Source organism: Paenibacillus sp. J22P169, from assembly GCF_059691995.1.
In genome coordinates this window covers 221900-241032 of sequence record NZ_JCAUAO010000008.1, presented here as the reverse complement: position 1 = coordinate 241032, position 19133 = coordinate 221900, and the positions used below count along the sequence as shown (strand labels likewise).

Here is a 19133-nt window from a genome sequence, read left to right as displayed (position 1 = left end):
CAAACCAAGCGATTTATCAATATACACCCTCTTCACCAAAACGTTTCGCCAGCTTGTTGGCCCCGACTATCAAAACCAAGCCTATCAAAGATTTGAACAATCCTACGGCTGTTGCAAAGCTGAAATCGGATTTCTCAATGCCTTTGAAATAGACAAAAGTATCGATTACGTTGCCTCTTTCCATCGTTAAGGAATTCAACATGAGGAAAATTTGCTCAAACCCCACATCAAGTACGCTTCCTAGACGAAGTATAAGCAGGATGATGATTGTGCCGCGAATCGAGGGCAACGTAATGTGCCAAATTTGGCGCCATTTGCTCGCACCGTCTACAACGGCTGCTTCATACAGGCTCGGATTGACGCCTGCTAAAGAGGCGAGAAAAATGATCGTTCCCCAGCCGGATTCTTTCCAAATGACTTCAAGCACAATGAGCGGCATAAACCAGCCTGATGAGGTCAAGAACGCTGTCGCTTCCATGCCGAACAGTGCGTGCAACAGCTTATTAACAATTCCCTCGGACTTAAGAAAAACAGTCACGATCCCAACGACGACAACCCACGATAAGAAATGCGGCAAATAAACGATGGACTGGATGATTCGTTTGAACATTTCGTTACGTACTTCATTTAACATCATGGCCAAAATGATCGAAACCGGGAAAGCGAAGGCTATTTGCAAAAAGGATAAGTACAAGGTATTCCAAACAACACGAATGACTTCTTGGTCTTCGAAAATTTTCTTAAAGTGTTTGAATCCAACCCAATCACTGTGCAGAAATCCTTGAAACGGACTGAAGTCTTGAAACGCAATAATGTTGCCTGCCATCGGGATGTACCTATAGATAATGAAATATAGGAGGCCTGGTAAGACCAGCAGATATAAATAGCGTTCCTTCCATAACCTAGCCGAAATTGAGCGCTTTTTGTTCGTATTGCGGGCCGTGTCCGCCATAGTGCGAAAACCCTTTTCCGCCGTGTTGATGTCCAAGTTGGAAATCCCCCCTTTACTAAGCAATGGATAAGATAGTCTTGATTTGTGTTGATATTGCCATGTTATAATGGGAACTGCTTCTTGAATATCTGTAATTATTAGGAATTGACGCAAATTTGCAGGTTTTCGTAAAAATGCACAGTTTTCGAAAATGATACTACCCCGATATCGTAGATACTTACCAAATGAGTTTTCTTGCAGAAACTTGGAGGTGGACAAGGCAATTGATGAGAAGCATACTGCAGTTAAAACTCAATACCCGTTCCATTTTGACGAAGTTATTGCTCAGCTTTTTGTCAATCATAGTGCTGTTTGTTTCGTTTAATGTCGTCTCGCTTATTCTGTTCCGAAAAAGCATTCATGATGAAATTATTACCTACAACGATGCTAATCTAACGCATACGGCGCAAAGTTTCGAACAGTATTTTCAATTGTTGAACAATGTCATTGTCAGCATGTATCTGGATGATCATTTACTGAGTCTCAAAGGCTCAGATATTGATTATGTAGCAGCCGGACAAATCATGGATGATGTGCGAAGAACGGTGAACAATCAACAATTATTTCTGAATAATTTATTTGTTTATGATGTCAAGCATTCACTAGTTCTGGAGCAAGTACGGGGAAGCCGCTTGGATGTTATGTTCTCCGAGCACTATACGAACCCGAAGTATACCTACGAATTTTGGAAAAAAGAGTTTTCAGAGCCGTTCAGTACCAAACTGTACCCAACCGCTACCTTCACTAGTGCCCAGACCATTCCCATTTCACAAACTGGCTTAGTCATTCCGTATGTGGTCAAAAGTAAGCTGTATCCCGAATTCATCATGCTCGCTTTTATTGATGTCCAAAAGTTGTACAAAGCCTACCATCAGTCCATCAACGACAATTTTTATATTTTAAGCCCGCAAGGCGTACCCCTATTCTCGTCCGATCAAACGGATAAACGCGAACTTCCTGCTTTAAAGTCTGGAAAGGGATGGGCCAAAAGCGGAGGCAGTTATTATTTTTATAAAAAAGGGGAGTTAAGTGGTCTTACGTATATAAACATCGTGCCTGACGCCAGTATTTCAGCGCGAATTGTTCGTCTCAACGTTACATTACTAGTGTTGCTCGTCGTGTCTATAGCGATCAGTGTCTTGGTATCCATATTTTTGAGCAGGCGATTCAATAACCCCGTAAAAAAAATCGTCGAGTCCATTCGCCACTTAAATGAAAAGAAGGATTCGGATCAGAGAGGGACTAATGAGTTCGAATTTATTAATGAAAACATCGGAAGAATGCTTCGGGTGAATCAGAAGGCATTAAGCGATCTCGAAGAAAAAAAGAGTCTCCTGCATTCTTATACACTTGTTAGCCGTCTCAAACGTATCCGCGTCGGGCATCATGAAACGCTGGAGGGGGTCGAACCAGACGAAAGGCCGTTTCGATTCGTACTTTTTCAATTGGCATTTAAAGCGCGGTTTAGAGAGGAGCTTCTCGGCGAAGAAGAGCGCGCAACCTCTTTTATTCACGAGTATGTCAGTCGGGCGATTGGCGAAGAGATGAAGAGGTCGCAGACCATCCAGATTGAGTCGGACCAAATACTATCTCTCGTTTATTTGGATGAAGACGACACACGCTTAACGGCTGTGTTGGACAAAGTCAAAGATGAGCTGGCAGCGGATAGCCAGTATTGTTTCTTTACGATAGCCGTTAGCTCACGGCACGATCACACATCGCAAATGACCTCCGCTTACGAGGAAGTGGTTCAGTTGATCAAACTGCGGCCGTTTGACGATGAAACCTGTGTCTTAGAAGCAGGTCAAGTTCAAGAGAAGTATTTCTTGCCGACAGCAGCGTTGGAGCATGAATTTAATGTTCATTTGCAGGAAGGGAACGATGTGCTAGCGATGCAGTCGCTTCACCGCATATTAGCGCAAATGAGGAAAAATGGTGTTGGGACGGCACGCTTCCATCGTTATGCGGAGGAAACTACCGATAAAGTGATACGAATGCTTCATATGAGCGATAATGAAGCCTTGTACGGGCTAGCGGACTTAATTTCCTCGATTCATACGGTAGAGCAACTGGAGCATTATTTCGAAACATTGGTCAAAGAGGCGGCGCGGCTTGTCCGGTTGAAGAAAGAGGAGCGTGATCAGATCGTTAGCTTCGTCGTCACCTATACAGAGGAGCATTATGCCGAGGATATTTCACTCGAACTGGTCGCAGGCAAGTTGAACATCACAGGCGGGTACTTGTCTTCGTATTTTAAAGATAAGACAGGCATGAATTTCGTCGACTATATCAACGAGTTCCGCATTAAACAAGCGATGAATTTGCTGCAGAACTCGGAGATGAAAATCCAAGACATCGCAACAGCGACCGGATTTCAATCACTAAGCTCGTTTAACCGCACATTCAAGAAATTCTCCGGCGTTACGCCTAGTGAGTATCGACGATTGCTATAATGGAAAAGTCCCATTTTCCCGATGACATTAGGAACGGCAAAAAAGGTGCAGGATAAGATCCCTGCACCTCTTTCGTAACTCCATATTCACGCTTACAGCACGCGCTCAAGTAAATTTTGCGGCAGCTGTACCCGATTATTCCGGTAGAAATCACCAGTCTTACCCGGTGCTTTCGGAACCGTAATCGACATCTGCTCCTCCTGCGTGCCTATTGTAGCTGTCACAGAATTGGCCTCATGCCTAACATCCACCGCCGGCAGCTGCCCCGATTCACCAAGGGATAATGCGAATATCCAAACGGCTTTCTGGATCGCATGGAAATCAAATGCCCTCTCCTCGCCAGCATAGATGACATAATCCAAATGAAGCTCATCTTCATCGCGCACCGCTGCAACCTCAAGTGACCCATAGTCCGACTCCTCAAAGACAGCTTCTAAACGCAGCTGTGTATCTCCGAGCATCGTCGTCAGGCTTTTCCCTTCTACGGAAGTAGGCAGCTCGAGCTGTTCAAGTTCACCGCCGAGCAGCAGTCGAATGCGCAGATCCTTCGCTTGGAACCTGCCGTTGATCAGATCCAACTCCTGATGCCACGCCCCATTATCCGTCGCCAAATTAAAGCTGAACAGCACTTGATTCCGTGACTGCACGCCCGTAAAAATGGCAGAGCAGAAGTCTTTCCCATCTTTTAGAAATTGCAGCTGTGCGAACACTTTCTTTCCGCCAGCGTCCACGAAGCCTAGCAAGTTTCGGCGCTGATTCCACATACTTCCGATCGTGTAGCTCCCTAGCGAAAGTTTCTCATTTTGATACGTTGTCGCATAGTTCTGAAAGCCCGCTTCGGCTGCCATCATCGTTGGCTCAATGAAATACCGCTCCTCATTTGAGCTGAAATAGGCATGATACTTCTCAGGACATTGTATCCCACTCGATTCCTTGTTGAGCGCATTTCCCAGGAAATGCTTCTCTCGTTCTGTCATCAACGTCGAATAGGTCCGACTGTATGGGCCGCCCCACTCCCCGGTAGCTGGGTGGTAGTGCTTCGCAATCATCTCCCAAGCAATGTCTAATAACTGCTCAGCAAGAGTTACAGCCTCTGGGGTAACCGACTCCTGATAAATGCTGTCCAGCTCTTCAATCGCAATTGGCGAATAACATGGACTGTTATACTCGGAGAAAGTGCCGATCCCTGAGGTAAAAGCATAGAATCGTTTCAGCCGTTGTTCTCCATAGCTTTGAATCTCACTATCACCCAACAGCTCGCCGCCAACCAGCGTAACAAAGGCTCCCATGATCGCAATGTTCGTATAATGCGGTCCCACATTCCGAAGGATGATCGCTTGGCAGGCGTGGTATATCGCTTCACTGATTTGTTCGACTAATGCCTCAGGAAGAGATGCTGCGTAATTTTTCAAGATAAGAACCAATTTCTTCCCATGAAAATCCGCCATGTTCCAGTCAGGACGATCCATCTCATCCAATGATTCTTCATAAAAGTATGGCCAAATGCCATATGAGGCTCGTGATGAATCCTTGTCCTGCCGCTCAATCACAACTTCAAGGATATCAGCCGCTCGTTGGATGTTTGCCTGACCTCCGTAGCGGAGCAAATCATACGCATAACATGTGGAAGGATACAACGCATATACAAAAGGGTGCGTCTGCGGCTTCAGTGCCGTATGATACGTCGCCGTGAGCGGTGTTCGAATTAATTTGACATCAGCGTCATACTGCTTCTCATTAGCTTGAATCGCTTTTAATAGTTCATCTCTATGCATGTTCAATCTTCTCCATTTGCAGCACTTTCGCCAACAGCATGAGTACTAGACCTTGTCCGTAAAGCGTTGGGTACGTTGGAATATCGTCTTGGTATGCTTGAATTGTTGGCATGACTGGCGTACCGCCGGATACCCCATTCACAATGCCTTCCTCCGTAATGTAGGGCAAAATGGATACAAATACGCGCTCCGCCGATGCGGCAGTCTCTTCTTGCTGAGGAATTAACCCTAACTTCATCCCCTTCAGTAGACCATAGGCAATTCCCGCACTTCCTGACACTTCCCGATAAAAATGAGGTTGATCCATGACCGTGCTCCAAAGTCCGTCCTCCTGCTGATACGCAAGCAGTCCTGACATCAGGCGTCCATATCGTTCTTTCAGTTCCGCAGGCATATCGACCAGTCCCTCAATCTCCTCCACGATCATCGGAATACCTGCGGCAATCCAGGCATTCGCTCTCGTCCAGCGCGCCGCTGACATATGATCGCCAGAACCGCAATTCCAGCCATGGAAAAGTACATTGGTCGCATCATCCTGAAGCAATCGAAGGTGAATCAACACCTGCTTAAGCGCTTCTTCCGCATATTGCTTACTGCCGACTAACGAAGCTGTGCGCGCCAGGAACAGCACCGCCATAAATATCGTATCCGCCCACACCTGTTCCGCGAATGCCACATTTTCCGTCACCGTATGCTCGAAGGCATCTTCTCGGGTTCGTGGCGTTTCATTAATCAGCCACTCTGCTACGCGAACCGCTTCATCTCGGAACCAAGCGTCATCCGTGACACGGTATAAAGCTGGGAAAATCGCATACGGCGCGATCGAATTGATCACCTTCGTGCCTTTGGCTTTTTCACTATTTTGCTTCACCCATTCCTGCAAATAGGCCAATACTTCAGGATTACGAGTCGCCTCGTAGTACTCCAGCATCGCAATGACACCCACACCTGGCACCCAGTCCCAGTGATGAATGTCCATTCCCCATTCGCCGGAATGATCTTTTATCATTTCTTGCCATACCTTAATTGCGTTATTTGCATATGCCAAATCCATTGTTTTAGCAGCTCCTTTTATAAAAAGACTACCTAAAGAGTAGCATCATTCGCACGTGAGTTGCTTGGGCTTCCGTCTCAAAAACATGGGGAATCGTCCAGAAGAATAGATGGGGTTTTCATAGAACTTTCCCAGCCCCTAATTAACCGTTATACTAAATGGATACAATTGGAAGATGGAGGTGCGTGACGATGGCTTGGTCAGAACTACAGATGATACCAAATGAATACAATGATGAAATGAAAATAATTGATGAATCCCTTCTTCAGTTGTTAACGGAACGCAAATCTCTAGCAAAAGGCCGACGATTTTACCCACAGAAGGAAGTCCTTCAAGAATGGTCAACTCGATTCGGTATTGAGATTCCACAAATCAACTGGTTACTTAACAGTTTAAATGAAACGAACTACCCTGTCATACCGTCTGAACTTGGCGATTTGGTGCATGTTTTGCCAATTATGAAGAAATCCGTCGTCGAAGGCTATGAATATGCTTTGACACATGCCATGCAACACCAAAACTGCAGCATTGTTTACGTTGAAATCAAACTTATCGAACCTGACATGAACATAGGTCACGTTCGGCCTCAATTATTATTAGATGTTAGTAGTAATCATCCTTACAGTGTTCGTAGATATGGCTCTCATGGCGGTGGCGGGCGAACGCAAATCACTTACCTCGTCAGCCCGTGCTTACCTGAAAATATGGATGACGTGCATTTCGCCTTAATTCCGTATGCCAGTCCGATGGAAGCTCCGCCCAAAGAAATCATTTTGGATCAGGAAGTTCAATTTGATTAGTTAGGTTCTCGATGCAAACAATAAAGAAACCCCCAATTCGACGTGAAATCGAATTGGGGGTTTTTCTATGTTGGCCGCAGATTAGCTAGTTAATCTTTATAGGGATCAATCGTTTGAATCGTACCGTCTTCATTGTAGTTGAGCTCGGTGTATTTCACGCAGCGCTTGTGATCAACGCCATCGGACAAGGAGCAGTCATGGTAAAATAAGTACCATTTATCCTCAAATTGTACGATGGAATGATGGGTAGTCCAACCAATAACAGGCTTAAGAATCGTGCCTTTGAAAACAAACGGCCCCGTCGGACTCTTACTCATTGCATATACTAAGTAGTGCGTCGAACCGGTAGAGTAGGAAAGGTAGTAGTAGTCATTGTATTTATGCATCCATGGCCCTTCAAAATATCTTCTATCCTCGTCTCCAGCAACAATCGGATTGCCCTCTTCATCGACAATCGAAATTTCTCGAGGCGCTTCTTTGAACGTCAGCATATCCTCGGACAGTTCCGCCACTTGCGGTCCCAATGCAGGCTCGGATCCAGCTGGACCGGCCGCATCCGCAATAAACGTACCCGTCTGCCATTTCTCTAACTGGCCTCCCCACAGACCGCCGAAATACATATAAGCTTTGTCATCTTCATCCACGAACACAGCGGGGTCAATACTGAAACTGCCCGGAATATAATTTTCTTGCGGTGTGAAAGGTCCGGCCGGAGAAGAGCTTGTGGCAACCCCGATGCGAAAAATTTGATCATGATCTCTTGCCGGGAAAAAGAGGTAGTAGGTATTGTTCTTAAATGCGGCATCCGGAGCCCATAATTGCTGCTTGGCCCATGGAATATTTTTCAAATGAAGCGCTTCACCGTGGTCGACACAAGGAGAATTAAAATCATCCATGGAAAGGACATGATAGTCCTCCATTTTATATTGGTCTCCATTATCATTAGATGGTTCATCATGATCTAGATCGTGAGAAGGATAAATGTAAATCTTACCATTAAATACATGAGCGGAAGGATCGGCGGTAAAAATGTGTGTAACTAACGGCTGTTTAGGCGTTACAGGTGTATTCATATCCATAATCTCCTTTTGATCGTGTTAATTAGTTTATTCATTGAACTTACTAACTTGATTATAGCAATGCTGCTATCTTACAAGCAAGTAGAATAAAAAAGAGAATGAAAAAAAAAGCCATGTGTTTGTTAGAAACATGGCTCACTTATTTGTTATCTTGCCAAATTGAAAATGCGGTAAATCATAACGGCCGCTTGCGCCCTGGTTGTAAATTCGCTCGGCGCAAAGCTACCGTCTTCCATTCCGGTTACGATTCCCGCTAATTGGAGCGCTGTTACCGAATCTTTGGCATAATTCGCGATCACTGCTTGATCTGTAAATGCCTTAGACCCCGCAGCAGATGTTAGGGGGATGCCAACCTTCTGAGCGGTACGGTAGATCATAACCGCCATATCCTGTCGGCTGATATTTTCGTTAATTCCATAAGTGCCATCTTCTTTACCGTTAACGATGCCAAGCTGCTCAGCCGTAGACACAGCTTGATCATACCAAGCCCCCCGCTCTACGTCGCTAAAATTGCTCGTTGCTTGTTGATTGATTAAATCCAATGCCCCCATGAGCATTTGAATGAATTCAGCTCTTGTGACTTGGCTTTGTGGACTGAAATGTCCTTCACTGACGCCGGATACGACTTGGCGCGCTTCAAGCCCTTCAATATCCGCTTTTGCCCATGGTACTGAACCTAGATCAACAAACATTGACTTAACGGACACTGCCGCATATTCGCTGAAATGCTTTGTCTTGAATTCGACCATGCCGGTTGCTGAGTTATATTTACCGTTCTTAACGATTTCCAACTTCCCGTCAGCCGTTAAGTAATAGATAACGATCCGATTTGGTGAATCTCCAGAATGGAGTGTGTATGGAAGAGCAACTTGAACTTGATGATTACCTCCAAAATCGCTGATTTTCTGGTTATCGACAGTCAAATTGAAGTCGTATACAGTGCTGCTCCCAATCATATGCTTAATTTCATCCGACAACTCAGCAACATCAACTTTCGTAATCGTAAGCTGAACATTGCCCTTGCCGGTGCCAGCTTTAGTCAACAACTCTGGGGAAATCGTGATGTTCGCCAGACCTGCTTTGATTTCGAGCTTATCAATTCCAGCATCGTTCGCCTGTTGAATAAGCGGAGTTGGTATTTGAACGACGACTTGATTCGATCGTTCTGCTCCTGTAATGTCAATCTTTATTGTGCTTTGTTTTGCAGATTTAAGCGCGTTTTCAAAGGAGTCTGCTGCAATAGTAACAGTCGTTATGCCATTGGTGTCAGGTGTTGCATCAATTTGGACAACTCCTGGAGTCGGATTATCTGTACTCCCGTTATTACCTCCCTGACCGTCAGAATTCCCATCATTTCCTTTGCTTTGCACGAATAGCTCAATCGAGCTGTCAGTCTCATACCTACTCTCAGCCATACTGGCGTCCATCAGTTTAACCGAGGCAATTGACACTTTCACGGTACCAGCATCTTTACCGGTAAATACAAATTTACAAAGCTCTGCTTCCCCATTTATTACAGGCTGGTTAGCGCTCAAGGCGTATGCGCAGCGAATTTGATTACTTTCTATTTTCGCAGCAGGCCAACCATTACCTTGCATTACATTCTGAGGTTCCCCTGGCGTTATGCGTGTCGATTGATCCCAGTTCAGTTGCACTTCATAAGCTGCAACACCTTGCAGACCGCTACCCTTGACGGTGAAGGTAACACTATCTTCAACATTAATTGTTGTTACATCTGAAGTTAAACTGAATGTCGGTGAAGTACTGGCAAATACCTTATTTCCTGTTACAAATAAGACAAAACAACAAGTCAGCATCCAAGCAAGTATGGCAGCACGTCTCACGGAGTCAACACCTCTTTTGGGGAGAAATAGGAAGAGGACAAATACTTGCCCTCTTCCTTTCTTGATTAATGATTCAACAGGCGTCTAACAACGAAGACCAATTCGTAAAGACCAATTTCGCCATCTCCGTCCATGTCATATCTCGACTCCCAGCCACTGTCACCAGCTTTAAGTCCATAGTTGCCTGCAATCTTACCGACGTCTCCGATATCGATTCCTTCATCGCCATTTACATCGCCTGTCGCGCTAGTAATTACCAAGCTGTCAAATACAGTAATTGCCGAGTTCAGAGCAGCTACTGCGTTGTTGATCATCTCGCTTGTAGCATTCGAGTTGTCAGCAACCAATTGTGCGGCAGCAATTGCCTGTTCAAGCCTGCTGATGACACTCGCTGGATATTGACCGATTTGTATGCCAGCAACTGCATTCGCAAGTTTGGACTGTGCCGTCTCGATCGCCGAAGTCAGCGCAGAAGCATTGATGATATCAACAGAAACCGTTGCGCCCGTAACATTCGCTGAAGTAACATGCCCATTTGAATCCGAGAATTTAGCTTGATTGACCGAGAAACTTCCCGTCCCTGTTGCGGCAACAACCGGTGTAAAGTTAACTTTCAGCAATGCAGGTTTATCCCCGTTAAGCGCATTACCTGAACCTGTATTAACAACGATTAAGCGTACTGTACCAGCAACTGAATCGTCTGCAACGTCTTGAATCCTAGATGTACTGTCTAAAGATACAGCGTTATCAAATGTAAACTTCTGAGTATCATAGGAGATGGTAACATCTTGTGCCGTAACATCTTGAGCGCCAATTACACCATATTGCAAATCTGCATGACCTGAAGTCGTTACCTTCTGTGGACCTGACAACACGACAGAAGCCGTGGCTGGCGTTGAAGCATCCGACACTTGAATTTGATCAAGCGGGTACCAACCATCACTGCGCCGTCCAGCAATAGCCAGATCGATGCCAGGTTGACCCTTATCCGGGTCAATCATACTGACTAACACTTTATATGTTCCTTGCGCGAGATCGGCAGGAATTTGCAGTGGAAGGTTAGCGTCATTGCCGCCTGGCAGCCATGTGCGAATATCCGTTTGCGTTGCTTTCGTTACGGAAGAAGCAACCAAATTGCCGTTCGCGTCAGCAAGTGCGACTGCAACCGGCCAGTTGTAATAGAACGGCGCCACACCTTTGTTATTCCAATGCGTTGCAATGGAAACCGCATCACCAGCCGCAGCTTGCGTTGGATGAGCTACGGATTCAAGCACATATCGGTAGCCGACTGTTTTCATCCAAGAATCCAGATTTTCTTGCATGCTTTGTGTTACGCCGTTCTCACCCGCTACAAATTTGGCAGGCGAGTTAGGACCTACCCATGACGTATGAGAATAGCGAGCTTCATTCAGTTGTTCCATGACATAGTCATCAGTGAAATGATCGAGCAGTGCCCTATTGCTAGTAAATTCACCGCCTGAGAAGTTAACCTTCCAGAAATCAGGCATGGCGGAAGCCGCTTTGGCTGCAGCAGCATTTTGTCCAGGCTCGAGAAATAGCCCGACATCGCCCCAACCGTTAACTGTCCAGTCTTTCCAAGTTTCCGTTGAACCCTTATCCCCTATGATATCGTTGAACAAACCTAAATGGTTGCTTGCTGCAATTGGGAACGGTTTTCTCATGCCAAACAATTTATTGTGGAAATGATCGATATAAGCTTGAACATATTGATTCGATATAGAAACTTTCGGGAAATTGCCAAGTGGTGCATTAACATAGGTGTTATGGAACTCGCCCCAATGCCCCAATGAACCGATTTGGATATAAGAAATTCGCGGATCATTATCATAGCGTTCAGCAAAAGCTTGAATCATACGAGCATGTTCTTGAATCAATACAGGGCTGTTGTAATTCGGAGCAAAGCCTGTGCGAGAAGTAACATCGCCGTATACGATTCCAGCATTCGCAACCCCTTGCTCTGCAACGATCTCGTCGTACAGCCAATCCGGAATATCACGGTGCGGTACAGCGCCTGGTGTATCCATGACAATACGCAGATTTACCTTGGCGCCTTGACTATACCAATAATCAAGTTGGTTCGCAGCTTCAATGCCTGCCCAGTCAAAATGCCCTTTCGTAGGTTCTAAGTCTTTCCAGTTGATACCTGCATACAGAATTTTTACATCTTGCGGGTAAGGGGTGTTTTTCAATATCCCCCCCGGAGTTTCAACACCTTTCGCCCATGGCATGAAGCCCATATACGGATTATGCAGCACATCGAAGTTCTCTCTTGGATAGTAAACGCCTGCAGTGACAGTTTGTTGTATGAGCGATGAAACTGCGAGCATTGGCGCTCCAACTTCAGGAAGAGCCGTAGAGTTTTTGGAAACATAAGCAACTTTCAATTGACCTGGACCAGCAAGTCTAAGTTGATCCAAATACAGATAAACAAGACTTGAACTCATATTCAACTCATTAAATACAGAGCCAGTCTTCACCCAGCCGCCTGGGCCATCAAAACGGTACAGCGTGTTGTAAGACACTTTGTAATCAATGCCTGCATTCGGCCATCTCGAATCATGATCGCCAGTTGTACTGTTGTTATCGCTGTCGATGAAGTATTCATTTTGGGAGTTCAGATTGGCCCCTTGCGTCAGCAAGTAAAGCTTGTTGTCATCTTGAACAGCATGTAAAGACATGGAAGCCGCACTCGAAACAGATTTATTGTCGATTGAGGCCCAGTCGCTTTCCTGACCATCTACGGTCATCGTAACGCCATTGGTTGCCGAAAGCGCCATTGGATATTTTACTCCCGAGGCTGGCGCATAATCGCTTCCAACGGTGGGTCCAATATTTAATCCAACATTAATCGTATTCGTAATATTATTAAAACTGCTTAGATCCACAGCCAGCTCGAAATTACTGAAACCAGCCGGTGCGTATGTGGCTGACATGACCGTTTGTACAGGTGCAGTGCCGATTGAAGTCCATCCCCATGCTCCATTTGCTCCACTATATTGATAGAGCTTGCCGTTCTGAACCATATAGTCCGAACCTGTTGCTGGATTTTGCCCGAATACCTGAAAACCGGTTGACGTGGAATTGTCTGAGTCAATGAACAGATTTCTAAAAGGTTGAGTTGACACATCACCATGATTATGAGCAAATGCGTACACCTTTTTGTCTTTGACCAAAGCACTAAAGTCAACAATACTGCCTGTTCCAGCTGCAAGTGGCGCGATGCCTGCCCAATCTGCATCATTGCCGTCAACTGTCACTTTAGGCAGAGCAGGAATGACTTTCGCTGCTGCTCCAGGGACTTCAGGTGCCCTTTGACCGCTGTTACCGCCATCGAAGCCGATAAAGAGGGTACGCGGTGTCGTTAATCCGATTAATGAAATCGGGATGGATGCTTCGATCGTTTTGTTCTCATTTGTGCCGGATTCCGCATACTGAACCCTCGGGTCTGTCAAATCAGCAACCTTATCCCAGGCCCAGCCGGCACCAAGGCTTTTATAAACAGCTCCATCTGCGCCATTCTCAATCAAATAGTCAAAGCCTTGTTTTGGCCAAAGATGTGGTGCAAAAAAGCCAGTATCTTTGTTATTATCCGTATCGACAAAAATATCGTTCCAATCGCCGACTTTGCCTGTCACCAGGACGTTAAGTTTTTCATTATTCATAACCGCATAAACGGATGTAGTTACTGAACCAGCAGATGTGGCGATCGGCTGCAGTCCTGCCCAATCACTCGTATTAGCATCTACTGTTATGTTCGCATCCGGTCCGAATGCAGGCACTTCCGTGTCAACGCCTAGCATCTCTTTACCGGCATCCGGCAAGAACGCGTTGAAACCGCTTTGACTATAAGAGACCTTCATGGGTCCTGATGCACTGAGTCCCATCTGGGTAATTTCTACCTCAGCTTCAGCAACAGCACCCATATTGGCATACAAAACAGTTCCTATTTGCGTCCAAGCCCCGCTTGTAAATTGATACAACAGATTGCCTGTAATCTTGTAATCAATCCCACTTGAATTACTCCAGCCCGTTACTTTTTCACCTGTTGCAGGATTGTTATCTGCATCGATATAGAAAGTTCCCTGATTGCTGACGTTAGTGCCTTTCACCAGTAAATGGAGCTTTCCGCCGCTTTGAATCGCTTTAATCATTTGCAACGAACTCGCTGCAGTGACTGAATCGTGAGTAACTGATGCCCACTCAGCCGGCTGCCCGGTAAAATGAACCGTAGACGGCGCTGCTGCGCTTGCTGGCACTGCTGCAAATGGCGAAATTGTCGACACGAAGAGTGAAGCGAGCAAAGTCGTCATATAACTGCGTTTCTTTGCGGTTGATATTTTCCTTTTAAACACTAAATACACCTCTTTTTGGAAGAATATAGTTCAAAAAAAAGACAACAAAAAGACAGCAGGAAGAAAATTTCTTTGACGTGTTATCAAAAATTTTTCCATTGTCCCGCTGTCTTCACTTGATGTCATCTAAACAAGCCTTACCCCTAAAATCATTTGCCGTAAAGTGTTTTTATATCTTTGATCGCGGCGTCAATTTCACCTTTGCCAGAAAGAGGCTGCGCTAACTTCTGAGGAATGATTTCCCAAAGAAGCTTATCCTTTCCATCGAAAAACGGCACAGGGATCGCATACTTTTGGGAATCAATAAAGGTTTGTTTATTGTAGCCTTCATCGATGCCAAGGTATGCCGCAGCCGCAGCTTTGTTAGCAGGAATGGATTGACCTTGTTTAGCAAGCGCAATTTGACCTTCAGGTCCAGCAAGCCAGCTCAGTAATGCCCAGGCAGCTTTCTCGTTTTTCGAATTCGGGCTCATCGCATTGCCCGCGACTTGAACGACTGTTTTGGTATCTTTGAATTTTGGAGGTAACACGGTATCGAATTGGATATTGGCTTTTTTGAATTCAGGCGCAGACCAGGAGCCTGCGAAGCTCATAGCCACTTTGCCCGTTGTAAGCGCCAGGAACGGCTCTTTGGAGAGCGATTGACTTTGGCTCGTCGTTGGTGTCACATGGTATTTCGTAACAAGATCACGATAGAAGTCAAGCACTTGCTTTGCTTCTGGAGAAGACAATGCCAACGATTGGTCGTCGTTCACGATCTTACCGCCATTAGACAAAACTTGCGGCTCCAATACGGAATCTGCAGATCCTGCTGCATCCACAGTCAGACCCCATTGCACGACATTATTAACGTCAAACCCAGCATCTGCTGCTGTTTTACCGTTTTTATCAATCGTCATTTTCTTAGCGATGTCTAGTGCTTCGTCCCATGTCATTTCTTTTTTCGGTGCTGTCGCTCCGGCTGGATTCGTTTTACTGTTACCGAATAGCCCCTTGTTGTAATACATGACGATCGTATTCGCATCCCGTGGAAGAGCCATTTGTTTGCCGCCAACTTGGTGCGCCGCAAGTACACCTGGTTCAAAATCACCTTTATTAAAATTCGTCGATGCAATTAGACTCGTCAAATCTTTCATGGCGCCAAGTTTTGCGTATTTATCGACATAAGCGAAGCTCATTTTATAAACGTCAGGCAGATCCTTCGAGGCAGCCTGTGCAGTTAATGACGTCCAGTATGTACCCCAATCTTTACTTACAACTTCCACTTCAATCTTTGGATATTTTTTATTAAATTCTTTCAGCAATTCTTTCGTTTGCTCTGTCTCTACATTCGTTCCCCACTGTGAATACGTCACTTTACCAGAAATTACTTCCGCCGTTGCCGCAGGAGCCTGTGTTTGTGCGGCTGCTGTTGTTGCAGCCGCACCTGCTGTGGCTGCCGGTGTTGGCGATGATTGCGTTGTGTTTGAACTACAGGCTGTAAGAAGTGTTGATGCACCTACAATTACGGTTGCCGTGCCAGTGAGCCATTTTTTTCTTTTCATGGAAAACCCTCCTTAGATTTATACATTCGTTACATGCTAATTCTATAGACAAGATGTTGATCCAATCTGCATGACCCAACTTACTTCAAGCCAGTCATGACCACCCCCTCAATGAAATATCGTTGTGCAAAGAAATAAATAATGCCAATTGGTAACAGAGCGATGAATGAACCTGCAGCTAGAACAGGGAAATCATGTGAGGTTTGCCCCATAATCATTTGCAAGCCTACGCTCAGCATTTGTAGTTTTTCCGACTGTATAAAAATCAATGGCGTGAAAAAATCAGTCCAAGAGAAAACGAAAGCAAATATGAAAGCGGTAACAAGTATTGGTCGACAAAGCGGCATGATCACTTTACGGAATATGGTCCAATAACCGCCACCATCCATATGGGTAGCTTCGTCTAACTCCATCGGAATTGTCATCATAAACTGGCGGAACATGAAGATAAAATACGGATTGGCGAGCATTTTCGGAACAATGAGCGGCAGCCATGTGTTGTACCATCCTATATTTTTGTACAGGATATACAACGGGATTAAAGTGATCTGAGATGGGATCATCAATGTCGCGAGCACAATACCGAATAAGAATTTGCGTGACTTCGCCTTTGTTCTAGCAAAACCAAAGGCAATTAAAGCAGCGCACAATACAGTTCCAACGCCTACCATACCGGAAATTGCAAACGAATTGAAAATCCATCGTCCCATAAGAGGCATCGTATCAAATAATCGCGTGAACGCTCCAAAGCTGATCGGATGCGGCAAGAACTCAGGCGGGAACTTAAAGGATTGCTCCTGTGTCTTCAGCATGGTGGATATAAGCCACAGCAAGGGTCCCATAAATACAGCCAAACCGATGAGAAGCAGTGTGTATTTCGCGAATTTTGCTGTAAATGCAGATGTGCTCGTCATGATCCGCTTCCTTTCTCCGACTCATAAAATACCCAACGGTTCGAAGTTTTCATCACCAAAAGGGTCAAAACGAGAATGATAATAAACAACACCCAGGATTGCGCCATCGCGTATCCGAATTTCATATCTTGAAAGGCCGATTGATAAATATTCATGACATAGGTTCTGGAAGCGTAGTTTGGACCGCCGTCTGTCAGCAGCTTCGCTTCGGTGAACATTTGGAAGTAGAAAATAATTTGCATGACCAAGGCGAAAAGAATAGATGGTGTAAGCATCGGAAGCGTGATGTTGAAGAAGCCTCGAAACGGACCTGCACCGTCAATTTTAGCCGCCTCATACAGATGGCTAGGAATGTTCTTAAGCGCTGCCAAGTAGACGAGGACCGGACCGCCTGACATCCATATCCCGATGGAAACAACCAATGGCTTAATTAATCCCTCTGTTCCGAACCAGTCGATTTTATTGACACCGAATACAGAGAGGAGCTCATTGATAAACCCATTGTCCATGCCAAACAACAACTGCCATATGATAACTGTGGCCACTGGCGGAACCAGATACGGCAAGTAATACAAGGTACGGAAGACGCGAATGCCCTTGACCTCAAAATTGAGAATAACTGCTGTCAGAATTTGAAAAACGACCGTTACGGGCACCGCAATACCTACAAAATACAGCGTATTCGTGAAAGCTTTGATGAAAATTTTATCATGCAGCAATTGAGTGTAATTATCGAATCCGATCCATTCAGGCTTCGTAATCGTATTGTAATCGGCAAAGCTGAATACAATACTGACGATAGCTGGCCCCACAAAAAAAGCTAAAAATCCGACGATCCAGGGCGAAATGAACAATAAAAACTTCAGTTCTTCTTTGGGTTTCGAGGCCAACATTCCTAATCTCCTCCGCTACTCAACGCTCGATGACACGCTTTGCTGAGCTAATTCGAGCTCATGCTGCAATTCTTGTTGCTGCTTCTGCATCAAAATGCGATTATAGTATGCCTTCATTTCAATTACCTTGCCTTGATGCTTTCGTGAGTGCTCTGCTGCAAATGCCATGAGATGCCCCTCAACAGATCCTTCTGCCGAAGTCAAATTACCTTGAGTTCTTCCTAGTCTCACATCGGCAATAAATTGTCTCATGATGCCTTCATCTCCTCCACCATGGTGATGTGCGGGAGCATCAACTTGAACAAGCGTCTTTTTACGGTTGGAAAATTGGAACATATCAATCTCGCCTTTTTCAAAATCACCGCGAATTTCACCTTTCGTACCCATAATCTGAACAATTCGGTTTATATCACGCGTAAAAGCGCTCATACTGAACATGACGGTTGCACCGTTGGCAAATTCCATATTAACTACCTGATGATCAACCACGTTATTGTCACATCGATATACGCATCTTCCGTAAGGTCCTTCCACTATCGCTTTCAACCGGTTATCCAATGTAGGCGGGTCGGCGATAATACGGGCAAATGGATTATCTTCGAGATCTTGCATGTAATAGCGAGAAGCAGAATAAGGACAACTATGCTCCACTAGACAGCCATTTGTGCATCGATCCGTTGAACCCTCTGGAGCATTCTGTTCTGTGAAGTGAGTGAGGGAACCGAAGGAACTGATTTTCTCGCACTCAGCATCGACTAGCCAGCGAATTAGATCCATATCGTGGCAAGATTTTTGTAAAATCATCGGGCTTGATAGGTCTGAATTTCGCCAGTTCCCTCTTACAAAGCTGTGGGAATAGTGCATATAGCCGACATTCTCATTATGCTGGATGGAAACAATGTCCCCAATATCGCCTTGTTGTATCATTTGCTTCAAGGTGGACCAGAATGGCGTATACCTGGACACATAACAGATGGATAAAAGCAAGTTTTTCTGTTCCGCCAGCTGTGCTAAGTGGATACATTCGTACGGGTCTGGGGACATCGGTTTTTCGAGCAAAATATGGTAGTTCTTATTTATGGCTTCAAGGGCGGGTTCATAATGTAACTGATCTTGTGTGCAAATGAGTACGGCATCACAAAATTTGGGCTTAGCCAACAATTCCTGCCATGAGGTAAAGACATTCTCCTCCGGGATGTCGTATTCTCTTGCGAAGGTGTCTCTCCGCTGCACATTTGGCTCAGCGACAGCCACGATTTTCACTTCATGGGGGAACTGCTTCGCATATGGCGCATAGCATAAGTACGCTCTAGCTCCTGCTCCGATAACAGCAATTTCAACTTTTTCCATCGTAACGCCTCCAGTAATTGCTAAGCTAGCATGAAATTTTATCCAAATCACTTTCTTTTTGCG

Annotated in this window: 12 protein-coding genes; 2 read left to right on the top strand and 10 right to left on the bottom strand. The window is 45.3% G+C overall.

Features of this window, described 5'->3' with window-relative positions; translation table 11 throughout:
- Nucleotides 1–16: 16 nt before the first annotated feature.
- Nucleotides 17–952, bottom strand: a complete 936-nt coding sequence (locus AC58QG_RS28800; RefSeq protein WP_497365552.1) for an ABC transporter permease — start codon at nucleotides 950–952, stop codon at nucleotides 17–19.
- 266 nt (nucleotides 953–1218) lie between these two features.
- Between AC58QG_RS28800 and AC58QG_RS28795 the strand changes: the two genes are divergently transcribed.
- Nucleotides 1219–3444 (top strand): helix-turn-helix domain-containing protein, encoded by a 2226-nt coding sequence (locus AC58QG_RS28795; RefSeq protein WP_497365503.1) that lies wholly within the window; start codon nucleotides 1219–1221, stop codon nucleotides 3442–3444.
- Between the two features lie 92 nt (nucleotides 3445–3536).
- Here the strand turns inward: AC58QG_RS28795 and AC58QG_RS28790 are convergent, their stop codons facing one another.
- Both AC58QG_RS28790 and AC58QG_RS28785 read right to left on the bottom strand, forming a co-directional pair.
- Nucleotides 3537–5219 (bottom strand): DUF8769 domain-containing protein, encoded by a 1683-nt coding sequence (locus AC58QG_RS28790; RefSeq protein ID WP_497365502.1) that lies wholly within the window; start codon nucleotides 5217–5219, stop codon nucleotides 3537–3539.
- Nucleotides 5212–6273, bottom strand: a complete 1062-nt coding sequence (locus tag AC58QG_RS28785) for a glycoside hydrolase family 88/105 protein (RefSeq protein WP_497365501.1) — start codon at nucleotides 6271–6273, stop codon at nucleotides 5212–5214. Before AC58QG_RS28785 ends, AC58QG_RS28790 begins: the two co-directional genes overlap by 8 nt.
- 191 nt (nucleotides 6274–6464) lie before the next feature.
- On the opposite strand from AC58QG_RS28785, the gene AC58QG_RS28780 reads away from it, so the two are divergent.
- Nucleotides 6465–7073: a hypothetical protein gene (locus AC58QG_RS28780; RefSeq protein WP_497365500.1), complete on the top strand. Its 609-nt coding sequence runs from the start codon at nucleotides 6465–6467 to the stop codon at nucleotides 7071–7073.
- Nucleotides 7074–7162: 89 nt separating this feature from the next.
- Here the strand turns inward: AC58QG_RS28780 and AC58QG_RS28775 are convergent, their stop codons facing one another.
- From AC58QG_RS28775 to AC58QG_RS28745, 7 genes are all read right to left on the bottom strand, one after another.
- A complete protein-coding gene (locus AC58QG_RS28775; RefSeq protein WP_497365499.1) occupies nucleotides 7163–8146 on the bottom strand; it encodes a glycoside hydrolase family 43 protein in 984 nt (327 codons plus the stop codon).
- 152 nt (nucleotides 8147–8298) lie between these two features.
- Entirely contained in the window at nucleotides 8299–9996 is a 1698-nt protein-coding gene (locus tag AC58QG_RS28770) for an S-layer homology domain-containing protein (protein ID WP_497365498.1), read from the bottom strand.
- Between the two features lie 65 nt (nucleotides 9997–10061).
- A complete protein-coding gene (locus tag AC58QG_RS28765; RefSeq protein WP_497365497.1) occupies nucleotides 10062–14369 on the bottom strand; it encodes a DUF4832 domain-containing protein in 4308 nt (1435 codons plus the stop codon).
- Nucleotides 14370–14518: 149 nt separating this feature from the next.
- A complete protein-coding gene (locus AC58QG_RS28760) occupies nucleotides 14519–15913 on the bottom strand; it encodes an ABC transporter substrate-binding protein (RefSeq protein WP_497365496.1) in 1395 nt (464 codons plus the stop codon).
- An 80-nt stretch (nucleotides 15914–15993) separates the two neighbouring features.
- Nucleotides 15994–16827 carry a carbohydrate ABC transporter permease gene (locus tag AC58QG_RS28755; protein WP_497365495.1) on the bottom strand — a complete coding sequence of 278 codons (834 nt, stop codon included), beginning with the start codon at nucleotides 16825–16827 and terminating at the stop codon, nucleotides 15994–15996.
- A complete protein-coding gene (locus AC58QG_RS28750; protein ID WP_497365494.1) occupies nucleotides 16824–17720 on the bottom strand; it encodes a carbohydrate ABC transporter permease in 897 nt (298 codons plus the stop codon). The genes AC58QG_RS28755 and AC58QG_RS28750 overlap by 4 nt, the downstream gene beginning before the upstream one ends.
- A 15-nt stretch (nucleotides 17721–17735) precedes the next feature.
- The gene (locus AC58QG_RS28745) at nucleotides 17736–19070 is read right to left on the bottom strand and encodes a Gfo/Idh/MocA family protein (protein WP_497365493.1); all 1335 of its coding nucleotides are present in this window, start codon (nucleotides 19068–19070) and stop codon (nucleotides 17736–17738) included.
- Nucleotides 19071–19133 lie beyond the last annotated feature (63 nt).

Coding starts and splice junctions, on each gene's coding strand:
- AC58QG_RS28750 (WP_497365494.1), bottom strand. CDS start 17,720: ATGTTGGCCTCGAAACCCAAAGAAGAACTGAAGTTTTTATTGTTCATT.
- AC58QG_RS28780 (WP_497365500.1), top strand. CDS start 6,465: ATGGCTTGGTCAGAACTACAGATGATACCAAATGAATACAATGATGAA.
- AC58QG_RS28800 (WP_497365552.1), bottom strand. CDS start 952: ATGGCGGACACGGCCCGCAATACGAACAAAAAGCGCTCAATTTCGGCT.
- AC58QG_RS28790 (WP_497365502.1), bottom strand. CDS start 5,219: ATGCATAGAGATGAACTATTAAAAGCGATTCAAGCTAATGAGAAGCAG.
- AC58QG_RS28760 (WP_497365496.1), bottom strand. CDS start 15,913: ATGAAAAGAAAAAAATGGCTCACTGGCACGGCAACCGTAATTGTAGGT.
- AC58QG_RS28795 (WP_497365503.1), top strand. CDS start 1,219: ATGAGAAGCATACTGCAGTTAAAACTCAATACCCGTTCCATTTTGACG.
- AC58QG_RS28745 (WP_497365493.1), bottom strand. CDS start 19,070: ATGGAAAAAGTTGAAATTGCTGTTATCGGAGCAGGAGCTAGAGCGTAC.
- AC58QG_RS28785 (WP_497365501.1), bottom strand. CDS start 6,273: ATGGATTTGGCATATGCAAATAACGCAATTAAGGTATGGCAAGAAATG.
- AC58QG_RS28775 (WP_497365499.1), bottom strand. CDS start 8,146: ATGAATACACCTGTAACGCCTAAACAGCCGTTAGTTACACACATTTTT.
- AC58QG_RS28755 (WP_497365495.1), bottom strand. CDS start 16,827: ATGACGAGCACATCTGCATTTACAGCAAAATTCGCGAAATACACACTG.